Genomic DNA, 25,877 nt, shown 5'->3' with positions numbered 1-25,877 from the left:
ATCAACGCCGTGCCACGTCATCGTCTGGGACACTTGCTGAGTCGGCCTTCAGGAAATCGACGAACGCGCGCAGCGGCGCGGGCACATGACGATGGCCCGGATAGTAAAGAAAAGGCCCTGAAAAGCGCTGCCACCACGGTTCGAGAATCGCTTCGAGCGCGCCGCTGTCCAGATGCGGGCGCAGCATGTCTTCGAACAGGTGAATGATGCCGAGGCCCGCGACCGCGCCGTTGACCGCGAGGTCGATTGCGGCGCCGGGCCGCACCAGCAGCGGTCCTGTCGGATTCAATTGCAGCAGCTCGCCGTCGCGCTCGAAGTACCAGGTCGGCATCGCGCCGCTGGCGAATTGCCCGCGCAGGCAGGCATGCGCGAGCAATTCGCCGGGATGGTGCGGACGGCCGTGCGCGTCGAGATACGCGGGCGCCGCGGCGGTCGCGAAGCGCTGCACGCGCGCGCCGATCGGCACCGCGATCATGTCCTGCTCGAGGCGTTCATCGTAGCGAATGCCCGCATCGCACCCGATCGACAGCACATCGACGAAACCATCCTCGACCACCACTTCGACGCGAATATCCGGGTACTGCTTCAGAAAGCGCGCAAGCACGTCGGGCAGCACGATGCGCGCGACGCTCGACGGCACGTTGAGCTTCAATGTGCCGGTCGGCTTGTCGCGAAAGCCGTTCAGCACGTCGAGCGCCGCTTCCATTTCGCCGAACAGCGGCGTCAGCTTCTCGATCAGACGCAGCCCGGCTTCGGTCGGCGCGACGCTGCGCGTGGTGCGGTTCAGGAGCCGCAGCCCGAGTTTCGTTTCGAGGCGCCGCACCGCGACGCTCAGACTCGACGCCGACACGCCGCTCACGCGCGCCGCGTCGCGAAAGCCGCCGGCGCGGGCGACGGAAACGAAGGCGGCCAGATCATTCAGTTCCATGACGATTGATTGTGCAGAATTTTGAACAACCCGTACACGTTAGACCGCTTTATTCAACAACGCAATTCCGGCGATACTGCCGCTCATCACTTCACAAGGAGATCGTCATGCCGAACTTCAGCTCCATCGACACTTTCGCACTAGCCGGCCGCCCGGTGCGGCGCATGGGCTATGGCGCGATGCAGCTGGCCGGCCCCGGCGTGTTCGGGCCGCCGAAAGACCGCGACGCGGCGCTCGCGGTGCTGCGTGAGGCGGTCGCATCGGGCGTCGGCCACATCGATACCAGCGATTTTTACGGGCCGCACGTGACCAATCAGTTGATCCGCGAGGCGCTCCACCCGTATCCACGCGATCTGACGATCGTGACGAAGGTGGGCGCGGTGCGCGACGGCGCCGGCGCCTGGCTGCCGGCGCAGGAGCCCGCCGACCTCGAGCGCGCGGTGCATGACAATCTGCGCAACCTCGGGCTCGACGCGCTCGACGTGGTCAACATGCGCGTGATGGGCAACGTGCACGAGCCGAGCGAGGGCTCGATCGAAAAGCAGGTCACGGCGCTTGCCGAGCTGCAGCAGCGCGGGCTCGTGCGTCATGTCGGCCTGAGCAACGTGACGGCCGCGCAGATTGCCGAGGCTCAGCGCATCACGAAGGTCGTGTGCGTGCAGAACCACTACAACCTCGTGCATCGCGACGACGATGCGTTGATCGATGCGCTCGCGGAGCAGGGCATCGCCTACGTGCCGTTTTTCCCGCTGGGCGGCTTCACGCCGATTCAATCGTCCGAGCTGTCGGAGCTTGCGCGCAAGCTCGAGGCAACGCCGATGCAGGTCGCTCTTGCCTGGCTATTGCATCGGGCACCTAACATTCTGCTGATTCCGGGCACGTCTTCGGTGACTCATCTGCGTGAAAACCTGCTGTCGGCGCAGTTGAAGCTCAGCGACGAGGTGCTCGATCAACTGAATGCGATCGGCGCTGAAAAGGGCTGATTACACCGATGCCGCGATGAACTCCCGCAACCATTGATGCGCGGGATCGCGATGCACCCGCTCGTGCCATAGCATCGCCATCTCGTAGCCCGGCATCTCGACGGGCGGCTCGACTATCCGCAGCGCGTCCGTGCCGCGCACGAGACGCGCGGGCAGCATCCCCACGAGATCCGTGCTCGCGAGCACCGACTGCATGAACAGAAAGTGCGGCACCGACAGCACGACCTTGCGCGCGAGACCCACCTTCGCGAGCGTCTGGTCGGTGACGCCGAAAAAGCCGCCGCCATCGGGCGACACGATCACGTGTTCGAGCTTGCAGAACTGCGCGAGGGTGGGCCGGCGCTTCAGCTTCGGATGACCCGCGCGGCCGACCAGCACGTAGCGCTCGGCAAACAGCACGCGACGGCGCAAGCCTTCGGGCGCGCCTTCGCTTTCAGCCAAGGCACGAACTTGTATGCGTCGTATGCGTTGCTGCCCATATAAATCCAATTGCTGAGAATGTTGGACATCACCATCTCCCACTCCTTCCGTCGCTAACGGGCGCCGCCCCGGTTTCGCGGCAAAAGCCGATCCCAGCCACGTTCTCACGCCTCTCGATGCCGCGGCACCGCTCTTGTGCCACGACTACCAAAGGTGCGGATATGCCAGACGGCCACAAATACTGTACATAAAGACTAAGATAGGTATGTTTACAAAATAAAGCAAGGAGGTTCGGACGGCCCGCTCATCGCTTTCGTCCTCGAAGGCGGGACCTCGGCGCCCGAGCTGCTTGCAGGAACAGGAGCCGCGTTCTGCTTCTAACCGTGGCTTGGCATCTTGTGCTCAACCTTGTGAAGGCAGGGAATTCCCTCTCTTTTTTCTTTTTTTAGGTTTTGTATCATGACCTAACTTTGGTAGTATTTTCTATGAAGGTGCCGCGGGAAGCGTTTTGAACCGGGCTGCCGATTGACGATTCAGGAGTTCAGACATGGATGAAGCCACGCGCGAGGCGTTCGCCGAGGACGGCGCCGTTCTCGTCAAAGGTCTTCTCAGCGAGCAGCAGTTGGCCCGGTGCCGGGAGGTCTTCGACTGGGGCATAGAGAACCCCGGGCCTATGGCTTGCAGCCTGTTCGAAGGCACGGTACACAAGACCCACAACGACAACGCCAATCCGTATGCGAAGGGGCGTCTGGACGAGCTGGTTGGCCAACTGCCGTTCGGCCGACTGTTCGCGAACCTGTGGGCCTCGGATCACGTCTGGTATTTCGCAGAGGAGCTGTTCCTCAAAAGTGGAGGCAGGAGCGGTCGCTCGCCGTGGCATCAGGACACGTCCTACCTGCCATGGGAGGGGATGTACCTCGGGAATGCGTGGATCAGCTTTGAGGCCGTCCCCAAACAGAATGCGCTTGAGATTGTGCGGGGATCCCATCGAGGTCCGCGTCACGATGGCACGACCTTTCAAAATGCTGAAGATCCGACTGATCCTCTCCATGGCGGCGATGTCTGGCCGCGCCTGCCGAATATCGAAGCTGAGCGCCGCGATAACCCGGCTGCTTACGACATCATTTCGTGGGCGACGGAGCCCGGTGACGTCCTGCTGCTGCATCCGGGCGTGCTGCACGGCGGCGGCGCGGTGGACAGCGCGTTTCCAGAGCGCCACACGCTCGTGCTGCGCTTCTTCGGCGACGACGCGGTTTTCAGTCCGCTGCCGCAACCGAGCGTCCCGGGCTTCACGTCGTCCGGTGTCTTGCTCATCGAAGAACTTGCCGCGTTGAAAGAAGGGGATCCGTTTCGCGCACCGTGTTTCCGTCAACTCGTCTGACCAAAGGGGCCACCATCATGACAATGTCCACTACGCGGCAATCGATCATCCCGCCGCCGTTCCAGGCGTTCTACGACGCTTACCACTTTTCACCCGCGACCCGCGTGGGGAACACGATCTGGGTCTCCGGCCAGGTCGGCATCGGCACGGATATGAAAGCCGGCGAGGGCATGCCGGCGCAGGCCCGCATCGCCTTCGAGTCGCTCAAAGCCGTGCTCGAGACGGCGGGCGCGAGCCTCTCCGACGTGGTGGAGCTGACCACCTTTCACACGGACTTACGCGGTGAAATGGAGGCCTTTTCGGCGGTCAAGGACGCGTACTTCCCGGCGCGCTATCCGTCGTGGACCGCGGTTGGCGTAACACAATTGGCGCTGCCAGAGTTGTGCATCGAGATTCGGGCTGTGGCAGTGGCAGGTTGCGGCGAGGACTGAGCGGTTCGGCCCCGATGTGTAGGGTTTGATTCTAACGATGCGTACTACGAATGAAAATGGGATCGGAAGGAGAGTCATGATGAGAAAGCACACCATCGGAACCATGTCCGCCGTCGCGGCTACTTTATTGCTCGTGGCCGGAGTGGCAGTTGCCGACGACCTCACGCCGTCAGGCGCCGAGCGCGCGGCCAGCAAGGACGGACTCGTGCCGGCGTTTGCCGGCAGGGAAGCCACGCCGGCCGGCTGGGAGTGGGGCAAGGTCCGCGGTGACTTCTGGAAGTACAGGAACGAAAAACCCCTGTACACGATCGATGCGTCGAACGTCGACAAATACGCCGAAAAGCTGTCACCGGGGGAGATTCAGCTCGTCAAGCAGTTGAAGGGCTACCGCATGGACGTCTATCCGTCCCACCGCGAATGCCAGCTGCCGGATTTCGCCGAGCAGAATTCGAAGGCAAATCTCACGACGGCGAAACTCGCTTCGGATGGCGAGACGCTGCAGGCAGCGGCGCTACCAGGCGTGGCGTTTCCGCAGCCGAAAAACGGCGCCGAGGCGATCCTCAACTATGAAACACGGTACCGCGGCGAGGGGGTCGAGTGGTCGCCGGTTGTCACGTCCATTTCACCGCGCCCGGGCGGCAGCGACTGGATCGACGCAATCGGTCCCCAGGTGTTCTATTTCCCGGGGGGCAAGGATGGCAGCAGCACGCCGCAGGATGTTGACCAACTCAGTCTCGGTGCCTACTTTTCCGTCGATTCGCCGGCAGCACTGGCCGGGCAGGCCTTCGTGCAGCGGCAGTACTTCGATAAGGATTCGGAAACGTATTACTACTTCCCCGGCCAACGCCGGGTGAGACGCATGCCGGCCTATACGCACGATGCGCCACTGATCGGCTTCGAGAATCAGTATCTGATCGACGAATCCAACATGTTGAACGGCTCAATCGACCGCTTCAACTGGAAGCTCGTAGGCAAGAAGGAAATGATCGTCCCGTATAACGATTTCGGCATGTACACCTTCAAGGACAAACTGCATGACGTCGCCACGCCCAATGGCATCTCGTCCGATCATCGCCGCTACGAGGTGCACCGCGTCTGGGTCGTGGAGGCGACGCTCAAGCCCACGGCGCGCCACGTTGCGTCGAAGAAGGTGTTCTACCTGGACGAGGATAGCTGGCTTGCGCTCGTGGGCGAGGACTATGACGCGCAGGGCAAGCTCTGGAAGGTGCGCGAGAGCTACCCGATCCCGGTGTGGGAACTGGGCGGCGCCTGCGATAACGAGCCGTTCGTGCAGTACGACGTCAACAACGGACGCTACGTGTTCGACGCTTCGTCGATTGGCCAGGGTAAGGACATTCGCTGGTACCAGCAGGTCAACGACCCGCGTTTCAAGACGGACTTCTTCACGGCTGAATCCTTGCGATCGGTGAGCGAGCGCTGAAGTTCGGCGAAGGACCAGGGACCGGCGTGCATCGGTGACGTGCGCAGGGATCGAGGGTGACGGCAGGGGAGATCCATGAAAACAAAGATCATCGGAAGATATATTGCGGCGTCGCTGGCCATGTTCGGTACGGCTGCGACAAGTGCGTACGGTTATGAGTTCACGACGGGTCTGGGTGATCTCACGGGTTCATGGGTGACCAACCTCACGGGGGGCGCGGGCATCCGCACAAAAAACCCGAGCTGCTCGCTTACCGGCGACCCGAACTCGTTCGGTTGCGGCGCGGCAGCCAACACCAATCAATGGGGCGTGGGTGACGACGGTAATCTGAACTACCGCAAGGGTCAGCCCTTCAGCACCTACATCAGCGCGACGAGCGAACTGCTCTTCAAGATGCCAAGCGAGGGCCTAAAGTTCATGATCCGTGGCACGGGTATGTACGACTTCCTCGCCGGCGACACGAACCGCACGCCGCTGTCGAGCACCGCTGCGGCGCAGGTCGTCTACAACGTGCAACTGCTCGACCTGTGGGGCGAGAAGGATTTCACGATCAACGGGCAGAACGCGCACGTGCGCCTCGGCAACCAGGTGGTCAACTGGGGCGAGAGCATGTTCGCGCAGGGCGGTATCAACGCCACCAACTCGCTCGACGTGCAGAAGCTGCTGATTCCCGGCTCTCAGCTGAAGCAGGCGCTGCTGCCCGCGCCGATGATCAGCTTTGCAGCGGACCTTTCTCATGGCTTTAGTACTGAGGATTACTACCAGTTTTCGTGGAACGGCAACCGCTATCCGCCGGTGGGCTCGTTCTGGTCGGTATCGAACAGCCTGGGCCGGGGAACCAACCCGTATACGGTGAGCACCACTAATCTGAACGTGGCCGGCCCCAGCGCCGGCACCATCGCGGGGGCCAGCAGCGGCAACCAGAACGTGCTCGACGGCATCAATAACGGCCTCGTCAGCGGTGCGTTTGCGGGGCCTCCCTTTAACGTTGTCGGCCTGCCCGTCAACTGGCAGGCGCCATCGAAGTACCATCCGCAGTTCGGCATGAAGTTCAACTATTCGCCGCGCTCCTTCGATGCGAACTTTGCTGTCTATTACGAGAACTACACCGACAAGTCGCCGGTGCTTTCGTCTCTGGCCAATGGGACGTTGGACTGGTCGTATCTGCAGAACCGTCAGCTCTTTGGCGCCAGCGCGAACTTCGGGATCGGCAACTGGGCGATCGGCACCGAGCTCTCGTACCGGCCGCACGATGCCGTCGCACTGTCGAGCTGCTATGGCGCAGGTGGCCCACTGGACCTGAACACCAACGGCGTGGCCGGCGTGAATTGCCAGCAATGGGCCGACATGAAGAAGCTCCAGTACGACATCAACGGGCTGCTGGCGCTCACGCGCAGCGAGTATCCGTTCCTCAAGCTGCTCGGTGCGGATGAAGCGACGCTGACCTGGGAGCTCACATGGATCTACTACCCTGGCCTGAGCCAGCGCGGCGTCACGCGCTCGGTGGATGGCCAGACGGTCACGCAGGTGCCTCAGGCGGGCTACCTGCCCTGGCTGAACAACGGATCCAGCCTGGGCTACCCGATCGGCATGGCGCAGGGCACGTCGAGCTCCGTGGGCGCAACCATCGATTTCAACTGGACCTACGACGGCACGCTGATTCATGGCTGGCAGGTGACGCCGGGCGTGACGTTCGCCGACGGACTCTACGGCTATACGCCGACGCTTACCGCGAACTACCTGCAGGGCTCGAAGTCGCTGAACCTCTACGTGCTGTTCAACCAGAACCCGACGGTCTGGCAGGCGGGCATCAATTACACGCTGTTCTGGGGTGGGCACAACACCGTAGGCAATCCCTACGCAGACCGCAACTTCGTCGGCATGTTCGTCACCCGGAACTTCTGATGGCCGAAGCGCCGGTGTGGGGTCCGATGCCGCTTGTCGCCGGAGCTGCCGAAACATTTGAAGGGAAAATGCCGTGTTAAATCGTCTGGTAAAAACGCTGGAAAGGGTGTTCTTCGGTCACCGCATGGCGGTGCTGGTGAGCATTGGCCTGTTCACCGTGGTCATGGCATTTTTTGCCGTGCAGTTGCGGATGGATGCGGGCTTCGAGAAGCAGATGCCGATCGGCCACGAATACATTCAGACTTTCCAGAAGTACCGCTCCGACCTGCTCGGCGCGAACCGGATCACCGTGGTCGTGCGTGCACGCAAGGGCTCGATCTGGACGAAAGAAGGGCTTACGCGACTGTACAAGGTGACCCAGGCGGTGACGTACCTGCCGAACGTGGACCGCATTGGCGTGCAGTCGCTGTGGACGCCGAACGCCTACGTGAACGAGATCACCGACGAGGGCTTCCGCGCGGAGCCAATCATCTCCGGCACGATCACGCCCGACCAGCTCACGCCCGACGTTGTCGCGAAGGTGCGCCGTGCGACGACACTCGGCGGCTATATCGGCACGCTCGTTTCGCACAACGAAGACAGCGCCATGATTACGGCCGAGCTCAACGAGCGGGACCGCAATGGCAAGGTGCTCGATTACGTGGCGTTCAACCACCTGCTCGAAGCCCAGATCCGCAAACCGTTTGAAGATGCGGGCTATGAAATCCAGATCATTGGCTTCGCGAAGCAGATCGGCGATATCGCCGATGGCGCGACCGCCGTGCTCGGCTTCTGCGGCATCGCGTTGCTGCTCACGGCGCTTGCGGTCTACTGGTACTGCCATTCGGTGCGCTTCACGGTGCTGCTGATTTCATGCTCGCTGACATCGCTCGTCTGGCAGTTCGGCACGCTGAAGCTGTTGGGCTTTGGACTGGACCCGCTCGCGGTGCTGGTGCCATTCCTGGTCTTTGCGATTGGCGTCTCGCACGGTGTACAGCAGGTCAATTTCATCGTGCGGGAGATTGCGCACGGCAACAGCTCGTTCGATGCGGCGCGGCACAGCTTCAGTGGTTTGCTGATTCCGGGTGTACTGGCACTCGTCACCGCATTCGTATCGTTCATCACGCTGCTGCTGATTCCGATACCGATGGTGCGGGAACTGGCGATCACGGCGTCGCTCGGCGTCGCATACAAGATCGTGACGAATCTGATCCTGCTGCCGGTGGCGGCGTCATGCTTCAACTTCGCGAAGAGCTACGCGGACAGCGCGCTCGAGCGCAGCGAGCGGCGCTCGGCGTGGTTGCGCGGGCTCGCGCGCATCGCCCAGCCGCGTTATGCAGGCGTGACCGTTGCATTGACGCTGGTGGTGTTCGCACTTGCCGCGTGGCAAAGCCGCGACCGTGTGATCGGCACACTGCAGCCGGGCGCGCCAGAACTGCGTGCGGATGCGCGTTTCAACCGCGATGCCACGTCGATCGCTTCGAGCTACGACATCGGCCTCGACTGGCTCACTGTCGCGATCGAGTCGGCGCAAAAGGGCTGCGATAACCCGGCAGTCGGCCTGTACGAGGACGACCTCACGAGCGCGATGCGCACCGAGCGAGGCGTGGTGTCGGTCGAGTCCTACTCGGCGATGCTGCGCCGCTACAACCAGGGCTACAACGAGGACTACCCGAAGATGAATGTCGTGCCGATCGACCCTGGGAACTACGGCGCGGTCTCGGTGGATGTGGGCCGGGTGAAGGGCTTCATGAAGGCGGATTGCAGCATGACGGCCGTGCACCTGTTTCTCACCGACCACAAGGCCAAGACGATCAGCCGGATCCTGGACGACGTGAAGACGTATCGCGCTACGCATCCGTTCCCGGGCATCACTGTGCGTCTCGCGGCGGGCAATGCGGGCGTACTCGCCGCGACCAACGAGGAAGTGGCAGCGAGCGAACTGCCCATGATGCTCTACGTGTATGCAGCGATCCTGATACTGGTGTTCCTCGCCTACCGCGACTGGCGCGCGATGCTCGCGTGCTGCCTGCCGCTCTCGGTGGCGACCTTCATCGGCTACTGGTTCATGAAGGAACTGCAGATCGGGCTCACGGTGGCGACGCTGCCCGTCATGGTGCTGGCGGTGGGTATTGGCGTGGATTACGCGTTCTATATCTACAACCGGCTGCAGGTGCATCTGGCGGGCGGGCAGAACATCGTGAAGGCTGTGCAGCACGCAATGCTGGAAGTGGGTGTGGCGACGATCTTTACGGCTATCACGCTGGCCATTGGCGTGGCGACGTGGAGCTTCTCGGCGCTGAAGTTCCAGGCCGACATGGGCAAGCTGCTGGCGTTCATGTTCCTGGTGAACCTGCTGATGGCGATGACGGCACTGCCGGCGCTGGCCTCTGTGCTGGAACGGTGGTTCCCGAGGCGCAAACCGGCGCGTGCGCCTGGACTCTTCAGCCATTGAACAGGGGAGACGCAGTCATGATCAAGATACTTGTTGCTTGTGCCGCGCTGTGCGCGAGTGCGGCAGTCTGGGCTCTGCCGCCGGGAGCCATTGCGGAGTGGGCGGCGATGCCCGCACACGCGTGGGCGGCCCCGTCCCACATGATGCTGCTGGACGCCACGCGTGCGGGTAAGCGCATCGTGGCGGTGGGCGAGCACGGCGTCATCGTTATATCGGATGACGAAGGAACGACGTGGCGCCAGGCGAAAGGAGTGGCTGTTTCGGCGACGCTCTCGGCAGTCACCTTTACCGACGCGCAGCACGGCTGGGCGGTCGGCCAGTGGGGCGTGATTCTCGCAACGGGCGACGGCGGCGAGACCTGGCAGAAGCAGCGCATGGACCTCTCGGTGGACCAGCCGCTCTTCTCAGTGCTGTTCACGAGCGAGAGAGATGGCGTGGCCGTAGGCCTGTGGTCGCTGATGCTCGCCACGCACGACGGCGGCAAGACGTGGACGAAGGTGACTGTGCCGAAGCCGCCGGGTGGCACGAGGGCGGACCGCAACCTGTACCACATTTTTGCCGACAGCAAGGGCGCGCTCTATATCGATTCGGAACAGGGGATGGTGCTGAAGTCCACGGATGGTGGCGCGAACTGGAGCTATCAGGCAACGGGCGGCAAGGGCACGCTGTGGACGGGCGTGGCGCTGCCCGACGGGCGGATCGTGGTGGGCGGGCTGCTGGGCAGCCTGTACCAGAGCAGCGACGGCGGGGCGACGTGGGCGGCGCTGAACGCGGGCACGAAGAGTTCGATCACCGATCTCGTAGCGACTCGAAACGGACTGATGGGCGTCGGGCTCGATGGCCTTGTGTTCCGGCAACGCGAGGGCAGCACGTCGTTCGAGGTTCATCAGCGCGACGATCGCGCAACGCTCACCGTCGCATTGATTGATGGCGCCGGCAAACCGGTGTTGTTTTCGCAGGAGGGGGTGCTGACGATCCATTGAGAAGCGCCAGTCGCTATCTTATTAAGAGTTCTCCTTAAGAGCGGAGAAGAAAGGGGAGAAACAATGAAACTGAATTGGGCATGAAAGATGGATCGGAAACGTAAGCCGGATACACAGACCCGGCGCCAGCTGCTACGCGTTACGGCGATGGGCGCGGCGTCACTCGCGGCCGGCGGCATGTCGCTGGCACAGGCCGCCGTAACGAAGCCCATGAACGGCGACATTCTGGACGTCGCGATCATCGGCGCGGGTCTCGCTGGATTGACCGCGGGCCGTGACCTCAAACTGGCCGGATGCGATTCGTTCGTCGTGCTCGAGGCACGCAACCGCGTCGGTGGACGCACCTATAACCACGACCTCGGACACGGCGTCGTTTCCGAAGCTGGAGGGCAGTGGATCGGTCCCGGCCAGACCGCGATCTTCGATCTGGCACGTCAACTCGAGATCGATACGTTTCCGAGCTGGTACACGGGTAAGACCGTCGTGATGGCGCAGGGCGCTACGGTGGCCCAGGATTTTCATGGCGGCACGGGGGGTGACGACACGATCGGCAACCGGCTTGCCCAACTGTCGCGCGGCGTGCCGTCCGGCGCGCCGTGGAAAGCACCGCATCTGGCGGAACTGGACAAGCTCTCTTACGGCGAGTGGCTCTTGCAGCAGGGCGTGAAATACGAGGACGGCTACTTTCTTGCGCTAGCCGCGAAGCTGACCACGGGCGGTGCGCCGGCGCAGCTGGGTCTGCTGCACTACTTATCGATGATCAACAGTGCAAGCTGCAACTACACGCAGCTCGAAGCGTTCAAGGGCGGCGCGCAGGAAACGCGCATCGTCGGCGGTTCGCAGCGTCTGAGCATCAAGATGGCCGAGCAACTCGGCGACAAGGTCAGGCTGTCCTCGCCCGTGCGCAAGGTCACCGGCTGGGATCGTGACGTTGTGGAGGTGCACACCGATCAGGGCGTGGTTAAGGCGCGTCGTGCGATCGTCGCGATGAATCCGGCCCTGTGCAATCAGGTTGTTTTCGATCCGCCGTTGCCCGGCGGGCGGGCGCAACTCCAGCAGAACTGGCCCACGAACGCCCCCATGCGCAAGACGGTCCACGTCTACGACAAACCGTTCTGGCACGACGCCGGTTATTGCGGAACGATCTTCCAGGTCGGTGGCCCCGTCTTCATGGCGTACGACAACTCGCCTCCCGATGCATCGCTCGGCGTGATCGCCGCATTCGTCGCGCCGGGGATGTTGCCGGACGATTCCGCGATGGCCGAAAAGACGCTGTCGGCCACTTTTGCCAAGGCATTCGGCGACCGCGCGCTGCATCCGACGCAGTTCCACGACTACGACTGGGGCCGGGTCGATCCATGGACCCTGCATTGCATCAATCCCATGCCGCCGGGCTTCTGGACCAGGTGGGGCAAGTATCTGCATCCCGCAGTGGGGCGCCTGATCTGGTCAGGGACCGAAACCGCCGACATCTGGGCCGGCGCGATGGACGGTGCCGTGCGTTCGGGCCACCGCGCTGCCTTGCAGGCGCTGGCCGGCTTCACTCGACGCGGCGAGGAGGCGTGAATGAAACGGGCATGGATCGTAAGCGCAGCCGTTGTGCTGGCAGGCGTCGCGGGCGTGGGAGCGCTCTACGGACGCGATTACCTCGACGGTATGCATTTCGAAAAGGCGATGAGCGAGATCGACAAGACGGCAGTGGCCAACGGTGGCCCATGGCCGCAACCGCAGGAGACCTGCTACTTCTGCCACGGTGCGCACGGGCAGTCCGTCAACGCCTGGTATCCGGCGCTGTCCGGACAGCCAGAAGCTTATCTCGTCGCCCAGTTGCACGCGTTTGCCGGCGACCTGCGGCCTAACCCCCACATGGGGGCGATTGCGAGGGAGCTTACGGACGAGCAGATCAAGTCGTTGGCTGTCTATTTCGCGCGGCAGACGCCGGCCCAAAGCGAAGCGGTGCACGGCCAGGCAGCGCTCGAAAAGCGCGGGATGGCGCTCGTAGCGGCGAAAAGCTGTCAGGCCTGCCACGGGGCGTCGTTCATGGGTCGCAACCTGGTGCCACGACTGGCGGGCCAGGGCGAAGCCTATCTCGCGAAGCAGCTTGCTGCGTTCAAGACGGGCGAGCGTCGTGACCCGAGCGGCGCAATGAACGGGATGGCGGCCACGTTGTCCGGCGAAGACATCCAGGCGGTGGCCAGCTATCTGGCGAGCCTGACGCCGGGTGGCAGTGCCGCAGGCACGCAATAGCTGCCATGGCGTAACGGGCAGGAACAGGGGGGGTGACAGGGGAATACCCCGTATTTTTTCAGTTCCGTTAAGTTGTCAATGTGACCTAAGTTGGGTATTGTGTTCTATTAATGAAGCGTGCTTCATCGCAACACTGACTGACGGCGCTGTTCCAGCCGCCGGCGACATCCCCGCATTTGACAGACGCAACATTTAACCAATCACGTTTCAGGAGACAAGCATGGCAAAGCATCCCGTCGTCGTTTATGGCGCAAGCGGTTACACCGGCATGTTGATCATGGACTGGCTCATCGACCAGGACATTCCCTTTACGGCGGTCGCGCGTAACGCGAAGCGCACGCAGGACATGATGGCGCAGCGTGTCGTGCGCCTCGAATCGGCGAACTACGAAGTCATCGAAGCCGAGCACAACGTGGATTCGCTCGTGAATGCCTTTCGCGGTGCAAAGGTCGTGTGCAACACGGTCGGGCCGTTCTTCAATTTCGGCCTTACCGCCGTGGAAGCGGCGCTCAAGGCAGGCTGCCATTACCTCGACACCACTGGCGAGCAGCACTATATCCGCCAGGTTCGCGAACAGTTCGGCGAGAAGTTCCGGCAGGCGGGGCTGCTGGTATCGCCCTCGAATGCCTACATGTACACGTTCGCGGAAATCGCCGCCGAACTGGCGCTTGAAACGCCCGGTCTCGATGCGCTGGAGACCGCCACGCTCACGCGCGGCCCGCGCGGCGCCGGCGCCGGTGTGAGCGTGGGCTCCACTGCGACCATCTTCGAAGGCTATCGTCAGGAAGCATGCTATCTGTGGGAAAAGAAGCTGGTGCCGCATGACAGCCACGCTTCGTTCAACATCGCCTCTCCCGACTTCCTTCAGCCCGTGTTCGCCCTGCCGTGGGGCGGGACGTCGCTGCCGGTCTACTTCGAGCACGATCCGCGCGTGCGCAGCTGCGTTTCCTGCGTGGGCTTCTACGACAACAATGCGATGCAGATGGTGCACGCGCTTGGACAGAAGTGGGAAGCCGAGTACGCGAACTTGCCGCGCGAGCAGCAGGATGCGGTGCTCAAGCAGCTCGTCGACTCGACCACGCCGGCCATGCCGCCGCGCGAACGCACGTCGCTTCATCGCACTGTCGACTTCGCGATCGGTCGCGGCCAGCTCTCGGCCGTACGCGCGACCGTGCACGGCATCACGCCGTACATCGCGACCGGGGCCATCCAGACGGCCGCGGCTATCAAGCTCCTCGACGGCGAGACCGCGAAGGTGGGCTTCGCCTCGGGTTCCAAGGCATTCGGGCATCGCTATCTGCTCGGCTTCCTCGAGCAGCGTGGGCTCGCGCGCGCGACCGTCGCTCAGCTGTAAGCGCCGCGAGCGCGCAGTTTCGGTACAGATTCAGGACAGACAGGGAAACACGGGATATGGCAATCATTGACTTCTTCGACCGCGGTTGGCGCATCAACCCCAACGGCATCGCCTACATCCAGGACGAGCGTAGCTATTCGTTCGATGAGGTGCACACGCTGTCGTGCCGCATCGCTAACGGCCTGCTCGCTGCCGGCTTCGAAAAGGAAGCGAAGGCAGCGGTCTGGGCCGACAACGACGTCACGGCATGGACCTGCACGCTGGCGCTGTGGCGTGCGGGTGTGGTGTGGATCCCGGTGAACGGGCGCAACGCGCCGCAGGAGAACCAGTACCTCCTCGACGCGTTCGATTGCGAAGCGCTGTTTTTCCACCAGGCGTTCGCACCGGCGATCGAAGCGCTGCGTCCCAGTCTGCCCATGGTCAGGCTCTGGGTCTGTATCGATGCCGATCTGCCGTGGGCGCCGTCGCTCGAGAAGTGGAGCGCGGCGCAACCTGCGACAGAGCCGCGCGTCGATTACGACATGGACGACATCGTGACCCTTTCGGCCACGGGTGGAACGACGGGTTTGCCGAAGGGAGTGATGAACACGCATCGCGCGTTTCAAACCTACTTCGGGCAGTTCATGATGGCGTTTCCGTATGGCGTGGAGCGTCCGGTGAATCTCGCCGCCGCGCCCATGACGCATACTGCGGGAATGCTCTCGCTGCCGTGCACCGCGCGCGGCGGCACGGTGGTCGTGTTGCCCAAGCCGGAGCCGGCGCTTCTTCTCGCGGCGATCGCGAAGCATCGGGTCACGGAGTTCTTCCTGCCGCCGACGGTCATCTATCGCCTGCTCGATATCCCCGGCATCGAGGACCAGGATTTTTCGTCGCTCAAGTGCTTCCTGTACGGCGCCGCGCCGATGTCGGTGGAGAAGCTCAGGCGCGCGATCGTGGTGTTCGGTCCGGTTATGGCGGGCGGCTACGGACAGACGGAAGCCCCCGCGTCCATCTCCTATCTCACGCCTGCCGAGCACTTCGTCGACGGCAAGCCTGCGCCGGACAGCCGGCTCTCGTCGGTCGGCAGGCCCAACCCGCTGATCCGCGTCGAAATCATGAACGATCGCGGCGAGATCCTGCCGCAGGGCGAGACCGGCGAAATCTGCGTGCGCGGCGACCTTGTCATGAAGGGCTACTACAAGGCGCCGGAGAAGACTGGGGAAACGATCGTCGACGGCTGGCTGCACACGGGCGACGTCGGTCATCTGGATTCCGAAGGGTATCTGCACATCACCGACCGCAAGAAGGACATGATCATCAGCGGCGGCTTCAACGTGTATCCGAGCGAAGTCGAGCAGGTGATCTGGGCCCATCCGGCGGTGCAGGATTGCGCGGTGATCGGTGTGCCCGACGAAAAGTGGGGGGAGGCCGTGAAGGCGGTGGTGGAGCTCAACGCGGGTCAGAGCGTCAATGCCGAAGATCTCGTGGCGTTGTGCAAGGAGAAGCTCGGCTCGATCAAGGCACCGAAGACTGTGGACTTCGTCGCGGCACTGCCTCGCAGTACGGCCGGCAAGGTGCTGAAGAAGGATCTGCGCGAGCAGTACTGGCAGGGTCAAACCCGCCGGATCTGAGTCAGCAACGTTGAGATAAAACACCATGAGCGACATTTACATCGCCGGCATTGCAATGACCGTGTTCGGCCGGCACTTCGAGCGCAGCATCGACGATCTCGCGGGCGAAGCGCTACGCGGAGCATTGAAGGATGCGGGTTGCGATGCTGGGGCGATCGGCGCGGCTTTCTATGCCGGCATCACCAATGGGCCGCTGCAGGGCCAGCTGTCAATTCCGGGGCAGGTCGTGTTCAGCAAGATCGGGATTGAAGGCATTCCGGTCTACAACGTCGAAAACGCCTGCGCATCGGGCAGCACCGCGGTGCATCTCGCAGCGCAGGCACTTCGGTCGGGCGCCTGCGATGTGGCGCTCGCGCTCGGCGCGGAGAAAATGAACGTCGCGGACAAGGCGAAGTCATTCGCCCTGTTCGAGGCGGGCTGGGACGTGTCGCGCGTCGACGAAAACTTCGCCAGGCTGATGAAGCTCGGCGAAGGCATCGAGCCGCCGCCCGGATCGGAGTCCGATCGGCCCTATAGCCGCTTCATGTCGGTCTACGCCGCGCTGTGCCGGTATCACATGAAGACCTACGGCACCACGCAACGCCAGATCGCCGCCGTGTCGTCGAAGAACCATCTGCATTCGGTGCACAACCCGTATTCGCAGTTCCGCCAGCCGTTCACGATCGACGAAGTACTTGCGGCACCGCCGATCACGTATCCGATCACGCTGCCGATGTGCGCGCCGGTTACGGACGGTGCGGCAGCGGCGATCCTCTGCACCACGGAGGGGCTGCGGCGCATCGGCGCCGACCACAAGCGTTGCATCCGGATTGCGGCGAGCGTGATCCGCAGCTTCACGCATCGACGCGCCGACGAGCCGGAAAAGAACATCGGCCGCCTCGCCGCGCTGCAGGCCTATCAACAGGCAGGCCTCGGCCCCGAGGACATAGATGTCGCGGAAGTGCACGACGCGTCGGCAATGGGGGAAATCATCCAGGCTGAAAATCTGCAACTGGTCCCGATCGGCCAGGGCGGCCCCGCAGCCGAGCGCGGCGAGTTCACCCTTGGCGGGCGTATTCCAATCAACACATCCGGCGGCCTCGAATCGAAAGGCCATCCACTGGGTGCGACGGGAATCGGTCAGCTATACGAACTGGTGACTCAACTGCGCGGCGAAGCGGGCGCGCGTCAGGTATCCGGCGCGCGGCACGCAATTCAGGAAAACGGCGGCGGATTTCAGGGTATCGAAGAGGCGGCGCTCGCCGTCCACATTCTGAGCAAGACTTGAAGGAGCGCGCATGAGCGAGACAACGGAAACCCAGGCAGGACAGCAAGGCGACTCGCGCTCCGGAGTGAACCGCCGCACTTTCCTCAAGGGCGCGGCGGCAGTAGCCGTAGTGGTGCCGGCAGTGGCGGCCACGCAATGCGCGCGCGTCGAATCGGCTGGGCCAGTGGAGGAGGCCAAAATGACCGCTGACATGGAGAAGTACCGCGCGCTTGGCGGCTGGGTGGAAAGGCCGGGCGACATACAGCCGGAACTCGTGGGCGACACGAGTGCGGATGTGATCATCGTCGGCGCCGGGTTTGCCGGGCTGTCGGCTGCGCTGGAACTGGTCAGGCACGGAGCGAAAGTGATCGTGCTCGAGCGCGAGTTTGCCGGCTTTGGTGCAAGTGGACGCAACGCTGGCTATCTGGCCGGCGCACTCGCGCTCGAGTACGATCTTTTTCTCAAGGACATAGGCAACCAGAAAGGCAGGGAGATCGTTCGCTACTACGAGGAGGCAGTCCCCTTCGTGGAGGGAAAGCTCAAGGAGCACGAGATCGACTGCGACTATAACCAGACGGGCATTATCCGCGCGGGCATCGATCCCGCGCAGGAAGACAAGGTGCGCGAGGACATGCGAACCGGTGCCGAGCTGGGCTTTCAGTCGGAGTTTCTCGATCAGGCCGAGATGCGTGCGCGTGGCATTCCGCCTGCGTTCCTGTTTGGCAACTACGTGCCGCGCGGGGGCACGCTGCATCCCGGCAAGTACGTGATGGGGCTCAGGCGCGCGGCTCTGCGGGCAGGCGTGAAGATATACGAGAACACGCCGCTGCTGTCTTACACGGAAGGGCCGGTCATCATGGTGCAAACTCCGCGAGGCAGTGCGAGTGCCCCGGCTCTGATGCTGGCCACCAACGCCTATACGCCGCAACTCGGCCTGCTTGCAGACAAGGTCGTGCCGTTACGGGTCTCGGCGATCGAGACCGAGCCGCTTTCCGACGCTCAGCGCAAGGCATTGGGTTGGCTGCGACGCGAAGGCATCGTGACGGCGCACTGGACCATGGAAAGCCATCGCCTGACCGTCAATAACACGCTCGTGGTGACGACCAAGCGCCTCCGTTATCCATACGGCTCCAAAACACCGAACGTACCCGACTATGATTCGTATCGCGAGCTGCGCACGGCTCTGCATGACCGCTTCCCGACCCTCAAAGGCATCGCGCTGCGGGCATGCTGGAGCGGCTATATCAGCTTTGCCAATGACGCGCTGCCGGTCGTCGGGGCAACGGGCGCGCATCAGAACATTTTCTACAGCGCTGGGTGCTCCGGGCATGGCGTGGCCGCCCAGTCCATGGTGGGAAACATGATCGCCGGGCGGATTCGCGGCACCGAAAATCCGCTCCTTTCGGCGCTGGATCACAAGACGCCGTCGACACTGCCCGAGCCGTTGCGATGGTGCGTCATGAATGGGGCGCTGGGCGTGGTGAACGTGCTCGACGACCGTGTGAACGGCAAGGCGCGTGCCGCGCAAGCGCAGCGGGCGTAATGCGATCAGCGCCACAGAATGCTTTCGGAGACCATGTCGCTCGAGGCCCCGATGGGGGCATTCGGAGAGTCGCTTGATGTTTGACTACTGCGAATTGAGGTGATATTGGGCGAGGACGAACGCTGCATCACGCGCCCGCCATGAAAATGGATGTTCAACCTGGTGTAAGGTATAGTCATGTTTACCTAGAGAACGGTTCGTGTGACCGCGTTGCTTCGCTTCGGCGAGGCGTCATACTTCACTCAGGACGGAAAGCGATGACAGTGCCAAAAGAACCCAGCACCCGTAAGCGGCGCCCGTCGAGCGCAGCACCTTCCACGGGAACCGCACCCGACGGACTGCGGGCCCAGGGCATACGTACGCGCAATGCCATTATTCGTGTGGCGAGGAAGCTCCTGCTCGAGAATGGTCCCATGGACTTCTCGCTGCGTGCCGTTGCGCTGAAAGCGGGAATCAGTGTCAGCAACCTCCAATACTACTTCCCGACGCGGCCTGACGTCGTGCGGGCGGTGATGGCGCCGGTGATCGACACGTATCTCGATGTTCTGAAACAGGCGCTCCAGAACAATGCCTCGCCACGTGCGGCAATCGACGCCATTCTCGATCAGTCGTTGCGGGACGCGAAGGACTCGAAGAACATCCCGCTGTGGTGGCATTTCTTTTCGTTTGCGTCTACAGACCCCGAGTGCGCACAGATGCGAGACGAATGGTACGACACCTTGACAAGCGAATTTGCCCAGCTCATTCGCGCCGTGAATCCGGAGCGTGGGGCGGCCGAGAGTGCACATATCGCCATGTTGCTCATTTCAATGGTGGACGGAATGACACTCCATCTGGGCACCGCGCGCAGCAAGCGCGCATATATGCGAGGGTTCGAAGCGAAATTTCTTCAGGTCGCGCATGAGATGGTGTGGGGGAAGGCTGTCGACGCCAAGGCGGCTTAGGGCAGGTCACGCCAGTTCTGGCCCCGGCAGCCACAGCTGCCATGGCAGTGTAGAAAGAGGACAGGGGAATACCCTGTCTTTTTTTTTCAGCTAGTGTTTTGTATTGTTACCTATGTTTGTATTTGTGTTCTATAAGTGAAATGACCGGGTTGTCGGGCAGTCCGGTCGACATGCGTCCAGGAGAGGAGGAGTACCGAAATGATTCGACTGCACAAGTCCGTAGGGTTGCCGCTGGCAGGATTGACCGGTTTCGAAACGCCGATGAGCGAGGAGGAGCGTGCGATCCAGGACACGGTTCACCGTTTCGCACGGGATGTACTGAAGCCCGTCGGCCGCGAACTCGACCGCATGACGCCGGAGGAAGTGATCGCGCCCGGTTCGCCTTACTGGGCCGCCATGATGGAAAGCGCGAAACTGGGCCTCGATCCGCAGCTTCTCACGCAGCTTCCCCCAGACATGGCGGTGCGCATCGAATCGCTGATCGGCGAAGAGCTCGGCTGGGGTGATGCTGGGCTTGCCGTTTCGATCGGCGTGGCGCCCGCTCCGTTGATGATGGCGCAGTCGGTTGGCAATCAGGAGCTGATCGACATGTGCACCGGCAAGATCGGCTGCTGGATGAACACCCAGCCCGACCGCGGCTCCGATGCCGCGATTCTCTACCGCGACGAGATCAGCGCGGGCGGCAAGCAGCCGGTCGGCAACCTCACGGCGAAGGTGGGCACGGACGAGATCGTCATCAACGGGCAGAGTTCGGCGTGGATCTCGAACGGCTCGGTCGCGCAGGTGGCTCTTGCGTATATGGCTGCAGACTACGGTGACGGCTTCTACGGTACCGGCGAACATGGCATGTTCACCAACGGCGTGGGCATGATCATTCCGCTCGATCTGCCGGGTATCTCGCGCGGCAAGCCGCTCGACAAGATTGGCCAGCGCTCGCTGCCGCAGGGCGAGATCTACTTCGACAACGTGAAGGTGCCCAAGCGTTTCGCCGTTGCATTGCAGGACGATTATCTCGGCAATCTGGCCTCGACCTGGTCGTTCGCCGGCACGCACATGTGCCAGGTGTTCGTGGGTGTGGCCCGCGCCGCGTTCGAACTGGCACTGGCGTATTGCCACGAACGTAAGCAGGGCGGGGCGCTGTTGATCGATCACCAGATGACGCAATTGCGCGTGGGCGAGATGCTACGTCGGCTGGAGATGGCGCGGGCCATTGCGCGACGCAGCCTCGCGTTCTCGCGCCTGTCTCCGAAGAGCCATCCCTACGCGACGGCCCAGGCCAAAGTCAGCGTGACCGAGGAAGCGATGAAGATCACGCACGAGGCCTTCCAGCTCTTCGGCGGCAATGGCACCACCCGCGAATTCCCGATCGAGAAACTGTTCCGCGATGTGCGGTCCGCACTGATCGAAGATGGAGAGAACTACCACCTCACGTTGCGCCTCGGCGTGCTGGCAGGAAAGCTCTACCAGGGCGGGTGGACGAAGGAGTAAATATGTCGTCGGCCCGATGTCGCGGCGTGGCGTCAGGGTAATCGTGGCGGTCAACGAGGACGGAGAAGCGCCCATCTTCAGCGTGGCTGATTACGGTCTCGTCGGCGACCTTTTCCAGGTGGTGCCGGAGTTGGTGTCGTTAATCTGAGCGCATAAAAGGTGGGATGTCGCGAGCAGGCTTCGAGATACAGGGGACTACTCTGTATTTTTTTCTGTTTTGTTTGTGTGTATTATGACCTATCTTTGGTTGCTTGTACTAACACAGATAAGCGAAGCAGCAGACTTCGCGGTTCCCAGCCAGGCGCGCGAATGAATGTGAAAGGATTCCGAATGATTCTGGCAGCAAGGTGTAGCGATCGGATATGGAACCTGGAACCTGGCGCCTGAGCAGAGCGGCTTCGGTGAGCCGCAAGGAGCGGGAACCTTCATCACGAGACAGAGGCACTATGGCAAAAAAATCTTCCCCTGACGGCGCTGCAAACCTGCAGCGCAGGCAATGGCTCAAATATGCCAGTGCCTCGGCTGCCGTCGGCACGCTCGCAATGGGTGCCCGACAGTCGCATGCCGCGGTTACCAAGGCCGCGCAAGGCGCGGACGGCATTCTCGACGTCGCCATCATTGGAGCGGGGCTGGCCGGACTGACCGCCGCGCGAGACCTGCGTCAGGCGGGCTGCGAGTCCTTTCTGGTGCTGGAAGCCCGGGATCGTGTGGGGGGACGAACACTCAACTACAACATCCCCGGTGGCTTCGTTTCGGAAGTCGGCGGGCAATGGATGGGGCCCGGCCAGACCGCCGTCGCTGATCTCGCGCGTGAACTGGGCGTCGGGACTTTCCCAACCTACTACGACGGCAATACGGTCATTCTGGGCGGTGCGGGGCGTATGACAGTCGATCTGAAGGGCACGTTCGGCACCGACGAGGCGGTCGGAGCAAGGCTCGGCAGGCTGTCACGCGACGTACCTTGTGGTGCGCCGTGGACGTCCTCGAAGGTCGGCGAGCTGGACAAGCTCTCGGTCGGCGATTGGCTGGCGAGGCAGGACATCAAGCCTGAAGACCAGGTGGCATGGAATGCCAGCAGCATTCTTTCGGGCGGCGCGGCGCCGGCGAAGATGGGGTTGCTGCATTTCCTTTCGATGATCAATTCGGCGGATTGCGATTATTCGCAGCTCGACAGCATCAAGCACAGCGCCCAGGAAACCCGTTTCGTCGGCGGCTCGCAAATCCTCAGCATCAAGATGGCCGAGCAACTGGGCGACAAGGTGCGACTGTCTACGCCGGTCCGCCAGATTTCCGGATGGGACGGCGACGTTGTCACCCTGCATACCGACCATGGAGAAGTGCGGGCACGGACCGTCGTCGTGGCCATCCATCCGGCTTTGTGTCATCAGGTGCAGTTCGATCCGCCTCTGCCCGACAAGCGCGCGGCCTTGCAGCGCGCATGGCCCGCGCATTCCCCTGCACGGAAGACGGCCATGGTCTATCGCCGCCCGTTCTGGCGCGACAAGGGCATGAACGGCAGCATCTTCCAGGCCAATGGCCCAATCCTCTGGGCCTTCGACAACTCCCCGCCCGCTGGGGAGATCGGGGTGATCAACGCGTTCGTCGAGAATGGGATGGTCCCCTCGGAGCGGGACGCGGCAATGGCCATGCACAAGCAACTCTACGCGCAGGCATGGGGCGACGATGCGCTGTCTCCCATCGCCTACCACGATCAGGACTGGAGCCGGGTCGATCCCTGGACCATTACCTGTATTTCCGCCATTCCGCCGGGCTTCTGGAGCGCCCACGGAGAAGCGCTGCACCCGTCGTGCGGCAAGCTGATCTGGTCGGGGACGGAGACGGCGAATATCTGGGCCGGCTACATGGATGGCGCCGTGCGCTCCGGGCATCATGGCGCGCTTCAGGCACTGAATGCCCTGCGTCGGGCGTAAGAGGGCAGCGATGAAAAAATACCTATTGATTGGCATTCCTTTGGTTATCGTCCTGCTGCTGGCCGTTTTCGGTTCTGATCTGCTAGGTCTCTACAGGCTTCAGGGCTATATCACTACTTCGACAGCAGCCTATCTCGCCGACGGCGGCCCCTGGCCGCACGTGACCGACACCTGCACTGTGTGTCACGGCGTCAAGGGCAATTCGCTTCATCAGGGCTATCCGAGCCTGGCGGGCCAACCGGCCCCCTACCTGGAAACCCAACTCCACAATTTCGCCGGTGAGGCGCGGCGCAATCCGAACATGGGACCTCTCGCGATGACGATGAGCGATCCGCAGATCAAATCCCTCGCTGAGTATTTCGCCGGTGCGACCCCTGTCGCGAATCGCTACTTCAAGCCGGATCAGCAACTGCGCGAGAAGGGACAGCACCTGGTGGCTGCGGGCAACTGTGTCGCATGTCACGGTTCCCAATTGATGGGCCACGAGCAGTTTCCGCGTTTGGCTGGTCAGGGATATGACTATCTGCTCGCGCAGTTCGACGAGTTCGCTTCCGGCACCCGAAGCGAACCCACCGGCGTAATGAAAAGCCTGTCGCAAGGCTTTTCACCGGAAGACCGCAATGCTATCGCGAGCTATCTGGCAAGCCTCGATCCGAAGAAAAATTGACCAATCAGATGCAACCTGAGTTGGGAGTTTAGTCATGGACCTCAGATCTTTAGTTCTTATGCTCTCTAGTGCTTTGCTGGCATTGAGCTCATTTTTCTACGGCTGGAAGATCGTTAAGAAACGAAACTATCTTCTCGGGCTGGAGATGTGGATTGTCGGTATCTCCGCGACGAACGCCATCGGATTCTTTGCCACTGGCAATGCAGTTTCCTATGAGGTAGCGCACTTCTTCGATGCGTTCTCTCGCGGATTCGGCATGCCCATCATCGCCGTCGCGGGCATGATGGCGATTACGCATGGCTACAAGCCGTCAATTCGCCAGGACGTCGCGGCATTCGTCGCCTCGTTTGCGCTCACATTCGTCCTTGTGGGAGCGGATTTCATCGCTGGCGTTTTGCCCTATTACTATCTGGCGATGTGGATCTGGCTGTCGATCTATCTCGCTTATTTCATCGTGCGATTGCTGAACGTCGGCGCGATGCTTGAGGCGCTGGGCGTGGCAGTGGCGCTGGTGACGTCGCTCGCGATTGCCGGCATCTACGATTTCTACAAGATTCCTGGTGAGGAAACCAACGTCGTGCTCAATTTTTACACGCTTGCGCTGTGCACGTGGGCCTACTTCATGCCGGCGATCTATTACAGCTACTGCGCCCTTGAGCGTGTTCGAAGCGGGAGCGTGGCTTCGAAGAACGCTACTCCCTACTGCAATTGAATGAAGAACGTTGCTGTTGCCGCGGTCCGCGACAACCGGGAGTCATGCGCGGGCGGCGCTGAAGGTTTTATCCTGGAGACTATGATGAATCAGACCTCGCGCAAGGTAATGCGCTTTACGGCTTGGAGTGCCATCATCGGCGGCATTCTGGCGTACGCGAATGTTGGATTGTCTGTCGCGGTGACGGGCCCGGATGCGGACATGGTGCTGCATGGTGTATCGATGCTGGCATTGCCACCGGATATCCGCGACCTGTTCCGCTGGTGCATGGTTGCCGACACGCTTGGCTTCTACCTGCCGTTCCTCGTCATCGGCGGATACTTCGTGCACGTATTTCGTGAGGAGTTGGGCGCGCTCGGCAACATGGTGGCAATGGCCGTCGTGCTGTATGTCATGGTGGGCGTGACAGGCGCAGTTCTGCAGTTTGCAATCCTTCACCCGCTGGCACATCTGTATGCGGGCGGGGACGATGCCACGAGAGGCGCAGCGGCGGCAGTATGGACAGCGGTAGCCAATGGGACGCAAAACGGGCTCTGGTGGATCGAAGGCCCCCTCGTGCTTTTCTGGACGTTGATTGCGGCCAAACTGCTCAAGAACGCGGGCTGGAAGGGAGCGATTCTGTTGAAGATCGTCGGCTGGGCTTTCGGCTTGTTTTTCGTGTTCGGCTTTTTTCCGGATCTCGACGCGCTTTCGAATGCCAGTGAAATGGTCGTCGTGCTGGTTCTGCCGCTGTGGATGTTGTTGTTCGGCTGGCAGTTGCTCCGCCGCGCACGGACGTTACCGGCACGCTTGCATGGCGTTGGCGCAACCACTTAAGGCATTGCTCGGGTTTGCTCCGCTTGTCCTCTCGGCGTGGGGTGAGTTCGGTCTGCAATCGGCCGAGGTCCTTGGTCAGGAACTGATGCTGAAACTCGCGCACGGCGTGGCGTCCTGGCTCGTCGGCCAGAAGGTTCCGCTGCTGCAAGTCCGCTTTGCGTTTCCGCGTCCACCGCATGATATCGGCTTCGATGATCCGACCGCCTTCCATCGGGCCTTTCGGCACTGGACGGGCAGCACACCTGGCGCGTACCGCCGCGGCACCTGATTCCATTGACAACACCGGGCCTGCACGAGGGGCCGGTGTTGTCGCGCATCGGCCGTGAAAAACGCGCCGCGCCACGGCTACACGACCGGATTGCTCGTATTCCGTGGCCGACTTTGTCAATAGATGGTCCGGTTCGGTCAGCCGG

General features: G+C 62.1%; 21 protein-coding genes and 2 pseudogenes. 21 read left to right on the top strand and 2 right to left on the bottom strand.

Translation table 11 applies throughout. The features are described 5' to 3' along the window. Window position 1 precedes the first annotated feature (1 nt). On the bottom strand, window positions 2-928 hold the full coding sequence (locus OKW37_RS33315) for a LysR family transcriptional regulator (protein WP_429403465.1): 927 nt from the start codon (window positions 926-928) through the stop codon (window positions 2-4). Window positions 929-1,035: 107 nt separating this feature from the next. Here OKW37_RS33315 and OKW37_RS33310 point away from each other — a divergent pair, with 107 nt between their 5' ends. Continuing rightward, the gene (locus OKW37_RS33310) at window positions 1,036-1,911 is read left to right on the top strand and encodes an aldo/keto reductase family oxidoreductase (protein WP_429403464.1); all 876 of its coding nucleotides are present in this window, start codon (window positions 1,036-1,038) and stop codon (window positions 1,909-1,911) included. On the opposite strand, the pseudogene OKW37_RS33305 reads toward OKW37_RS33310, so the two are convergent. Then, window positions 1,912-2,340 (bottom strand): annotated as a pseudogene (locus tag OKW37_RS33305) (LysR substrate-binding domain-containing protein); the annotation flags it as partial. A 538-nt stretch (window positions 2,341-2,878) separates the two neighbouring features. On the opposite strand from OKW37_RS33305, the gene OKW37_RS33300 reads away from it, so the two are divergent. The 20 genes and pseudogenes from OKW37_RS33300 (at window position 2,879) to OKW37_RS33205 (ending at window position 25,732) form a co-directional block, all read left to right on the top strand. Continuing rightward, window positions 2,879-3,712 carry a phytanoyl-CoA dioxygenase family protein gene (locus OKW37_RS33300; protein ID WP_429403463.1) on the top strand — a complete coding sequence of 278 codons (834 nt, stop codon included), beginning with the start codon at window positions 2,879-2,881 and terminating at the stop codon, window positions 3,710-3,712. Window positions 3,713-3,729: 17 nt separating this feature from the next. Continuing rightward, window positions 3,730-4,143, top strand: a complete 414-nt coding sequence (locus tag OKW37_RS33295; protein ID WP_184060698.1) for a RidA family protein — start codon at window positions 3,730-3,732, stop codon at window positions 4,141-4,143. Window positions 4,144-4,219: 76 nt separating this feature from the next. Beyond that, window positions 4,220-5,584 carry a DUF1329 domain-containing protein gene (locus OKW37_RS33290; RefSeq protein ID WP_184060700.1) on the top strand — a complete coding sequence of 455 codons (1,365 nt, stop codon included), beginning with the start codon at window positions 4,220-4,222 and terminating at the stop codon, window positions 5,582-5,584. Window positions 5,585-5,659: 75 nt separating this feature from the next. After that, window positions 5,660-7,489, top strand: a complete 1,830-nt coding sequence (locus OKW37_RS33285; RefSeq protein WP_429354123.1) for a DUF1302 domain-containing protein — start codon at window positions 5,660-5,662, stop codon at window positions 7,487-7,489. A 73-nt stretch (window positions 7,490-7,562) separates the two neighbouring features. Beyond that, window positions 7,563-9,923, top strand: coding sequence for an efflux RND transporter permease subunit (locus tag OKW37_RS33280; RefSeq protein ID WP_429403462.1), 2,361 nt, complete (start codon window positions 7,563-7,565; stop codon window positions 9,921-9,923). Between the two features lie 17 nt (window positions 9,924-9,940). Then, window positions 9,941-10,906, top strand: a complete 966-nt coding sequence (locus tag OKW37_RS33275) for a WD40/YVTN/BNR-like repeat-containing protein (protein ID WP_429403461.1) — start codon at window positions 9,941-9,943, stop codon at window positions 10,904-10,906. 87 nt (window positions 10,907-10,993) lie between these two features. Then, on the top strand, window positions 10,994-12,472 hold the full coding sequence (locus OKW37_RS33270) for a flavin monoamine oxidase family protein (protein ID WP_429403460.1): 1,479 nt from the start codon (window positions 10,994-10,996) through the stop codon (window positions 12,470-12,472). After that, window positions 12,473-13,153, top strand: coding sequence for a c-type cytochrome (locus tag OKW37_RS33265; RefSeq protein ID WP_429403459.1), 681 nt, complete (start codon window positions 12,473-12,475; stop codon window positions 13,151-13,153). It begins immediately after the preceding gene. A gap of 220 nt (window positions 13,154-13,373) precedes the next feature. Further along, entirely contained in the window at window positions 13,374-14,507 is a 1,134-nt protein-coding gene (locus tag OKW37_RS33260) for a saccharopine dehydrogenase family protein (protein ID WP_429403458.1), read from the top strand. A 56-nt stretch (window positions 14,508-14,563) separates the two neighbouring features. Continuing rightward, window positions 14,564-16,117: a class I adenylate-forming enzyme family protein gene (locus tag OKW37_RS33255; RefSeq protein WP_429403457.1), complete on the top strand. Its 1,554-nt coding sequence runs from the start codon at window positions 14,564-14,566 to the stop codon at window positions 16,115-16,117. 25 nt (window positions 16,118-16,142) lie between these two features. Then, the gene (locus tag OKW37_RS33250) at window positions 16,143-17,384 is read left to right on the top strand and encodes a thiolase family protein (RefSeq protein ID WP_429403455.1); all 1,242 of its coding nucleotides are present in this window, start codon (window positions 16,143-16,145) and stop codon (window positions 17,382-17,384) included. Window positions 17,385-17,562: 178 nt separating this feature from the next. After that, window positions 17,563-18,906, top strand: coding sequence for an NAD(P)/FAD-dependent oxidoreductase (locus OKW37_RS33245; protein WP_429510067.1), 1,344 nt, complete (start codon window positions 17,563-17,565; stop codon window positions 18,904-18,906). Between the two features lie 380 nt (window positions 18,907-19,286). After that, window positions 19,287-19,850, top strand: coding sequence for a TetR/AcrR family transcriptional regulator (locus OKW37_RS33240; RefSeq protein WP_429404354.1), 564 nt, complete (start codon window positions 19,287-19,289; stop codon window positions 19,848-19,850). A 198-nt stretch (window positions 19,851-20,048) separates the two neighbouring features. Further along, window positions 20,049-21,338 (top strand): acyl-CoA dehydrogenase family protein, encoded by a 1,290-nt coding sequence (locus tag OKW37_RS33235; RefSeq protein ID WP_133662661.1) that lies wholly within the window; start codon window positions 20,049-20,051, stop codon window positions 21,336-21,338. Window positions 21,339-21,372: 34 nt separating this feature from the next. After that, window positions 21,373-21,486, top strand: a pseudogene (locus OKW37_RS33230) (electron transfer flavoprotein subunit alpha/FixB family protein); the annotation flags it as partial. A 298-nt stretch (window positions 21,487-21,784) separates the two neighbouring features. After that, window positions 21,785-23,269 (top strand): FAD-dependent oxidoreductase, encoded by a 1,485-nt coding sequence (locus OKW37_RS33225; protein WP_429403454.1) that lies wholly within the window; start codon window positions 21,785-21,787, stop codon window positions 23,267-23,269. Window positions 23,270-23,279: 10 nt separating this feature from the next. Beyond that, on the top strand, window positions 23,280-23,936 hold the full coding sequence (locus OKW37_RS33220) for a c-type cytochrome (protein WP_429403453.1): 657 nt from the start codon (window positions 23,280-23,282) through the stop codon (window positions 23,934-23,936). Window positions 23,937-23,970: 34 nt separating this feature from the next. Then, a complete protein-coding gene (locus tag OKW37_RS33215) occupies window positions 23,971-24,648 on the top strand; it encodes a hypothetical protein (protein WP_429403452.1) in 678 nt (225 codons plus the stop codon). Then, the gene (locus tag OKW37_RS33210; protein ID WP_429403451.1) at window positions 24,649-25,464 is read left to right on the top strand and encodes a hypothetical protein; all 816 of its coding nucleotides are present in this window, start codon (window positions 24,649-24,651) and stop codon (window positions 25,462-25,464) included. Then, complete coding sequence (locus OKW37_RS33205; RefSeq protein ID WP_429403450.1) at window positions 25,442-25,732, top strand: helix-turn-helix domain-containing protein; 291 nt, start codon at window positions 25,442-25,444, stop codon at window positions 25,730-25,732. Before OKW37_RS33210 ends, OKW37_RS33205 begins: the two co-directional genes overlap by 23 nt. The last annotated feature ends 145 nt before the right edge of the window (window positions 25,733-25,877 follow it).

Origin of the sequence: Paraburkholderia sp. MM5482-R2, from assembly GCF_050436125.1 — a bacterium.
GTDB classification, from domain to species: Bacteria; Pseudomonadota; Gammaproteobacteria; order Burkholderiales; family Burkholderiaceae; genus Paraburkholderia; species Paraburkholderia tuberum.
Note: the sequence above shows the minus strand (reverse complement) of the source record. Positions and strands in the feature narration are given on the sequence as shown.

Bases quoted from the DNA above. Each gene is read 5' to 3' on its own strand.
- OKW37_RS33295 (WP_184060698.1), top strand. From the start codon at position 3,730: ATGACAATGTCCACTACGCGGCAATCGATCATCCCGCCGCCGTTCCAG.
- OKW37_RS33315 (WP_429403465.1), bottom strand. From the start codon at position 928: ATGGAACTGAATGATCTGGCCGCCTTCGTTTCCGTCGCCCGCGCCGGC.
- OKW37_RS33270 (WP_429403460.1), top strand. From the start codon at position 10,994: ATGGATCGGAAACGTAAGCCGGATACACAGACCCGGCGCCAGCTGCTA.
- OKW37_RS33285 (WP_429354123.1), top strand. From the start codon at position 5,660: ATGAAAACAAAGATCATCGGAAGATATATTGCGGCGTCGCTGGCCATG.
- OKW37_RS33210 (WP_429403451.1), top strand. From the start codon at position 24,649: ATGAAGAACGTTGCTGTTGCCGCGGTCCGCGACAACCGGGAGTCATGC.
- OKW37_RS33265 (WP_429403459.1), top strand. From the start codon at position 12,473: ATGAAACGGGCATGGATCGTAAGCGCAGCCGTTGTGCTGGCAGGCGTC.
- OKW37_RS33235 (WP_133662661.1), top strand. From the start codon at position 20,049: ATGATTCGACTGCACAAGTCCGTAGGGTTGCCGCTGGCAGGATTGACC.
- OKW37_RS33255 (WP_429403457.1), top strand. From the start codon at position 14,564: ATGGCAATCATTGACTTCTTCGACCGCGGTTGGCGCATCAACCCCAAC.
- OKW37_RS33205 (WP_429403450.1), top strand. From the start codon at position 25,442: ATGGCGTTGGCGCAACCACTTAAGGCATTGCTCGGGTTTGCTCCGCTT.
- OKW37_RS33245 (WP_429510067.1), top strand. From the start codon at position 17,563: ATGACCGCTGACATGGAGAAGTACCGCGCGCTTGGCGGCTGGGTGGAA.
- OKW37_RS33260 (WP_429403458.1), top strand. From the start codon at position 13,374: ATGGCAAAGCATCCCGTCGTCGTTTATGGCGCAAGCGGTTACACCGGC.
- OKW37_RS33250 (WP_429403455.1), top strand. From the start codon at position 16,143: ATGAGCGACATTTACATCGCCGGCATTGCAATGACCGTGTTCGGCCGG.
- OKW37_RS33310 (WP_429403464.1), top strand. From the start codon at position 1,036: ATGCCGAACTTCAGCTCCATCGACACTTTCGCACTAGCCGGCCGCCCG.
- OKW37_RS33225 (WP_429403454.1), top strand. From the start codon at position 21,785: ATGGCAAAAAAATCTTCCCCTGACGGCGCTGCAAACCTGCAGCGCAGG.
- OKW37_RS33220 (WP_429403453.1), top strand. From the start codon at position 23,280: ATGAAAAAATACCTATTGATTGGCATTCCTTTGGTTATCGTCCTGCTG.
- OKW37_RS33290 (WP_184060700.1), top strand. From the start codon at position 4,220: ATGATGAGAAAGCACACCATCGGAACCATGTCCGCCGTCGCGGCTACT.
- OKW37_RS33300 (WP_429403463.1), top strand. From the start codon at position 2,879: ATGGATGAAGCCACGCGCGAGGCGTTCGCCGAGGACGGCGCCGTTCTC.
- OKW37_RS33275 (WP_429403461.1), top strand. From the start codon at position 9,941: ATGATCAAGATACTTGTTGCTTGTGCCGCGCTGTGCGCGAGTGCGGCA.
- OKW37_RS33215 (WP_429403452.1), top strand. From the start codon at position 23,971: ATGGACCTCAGATCTTTAGTTCTTATGCTCTCTAGTGCTTTGCTGGCA.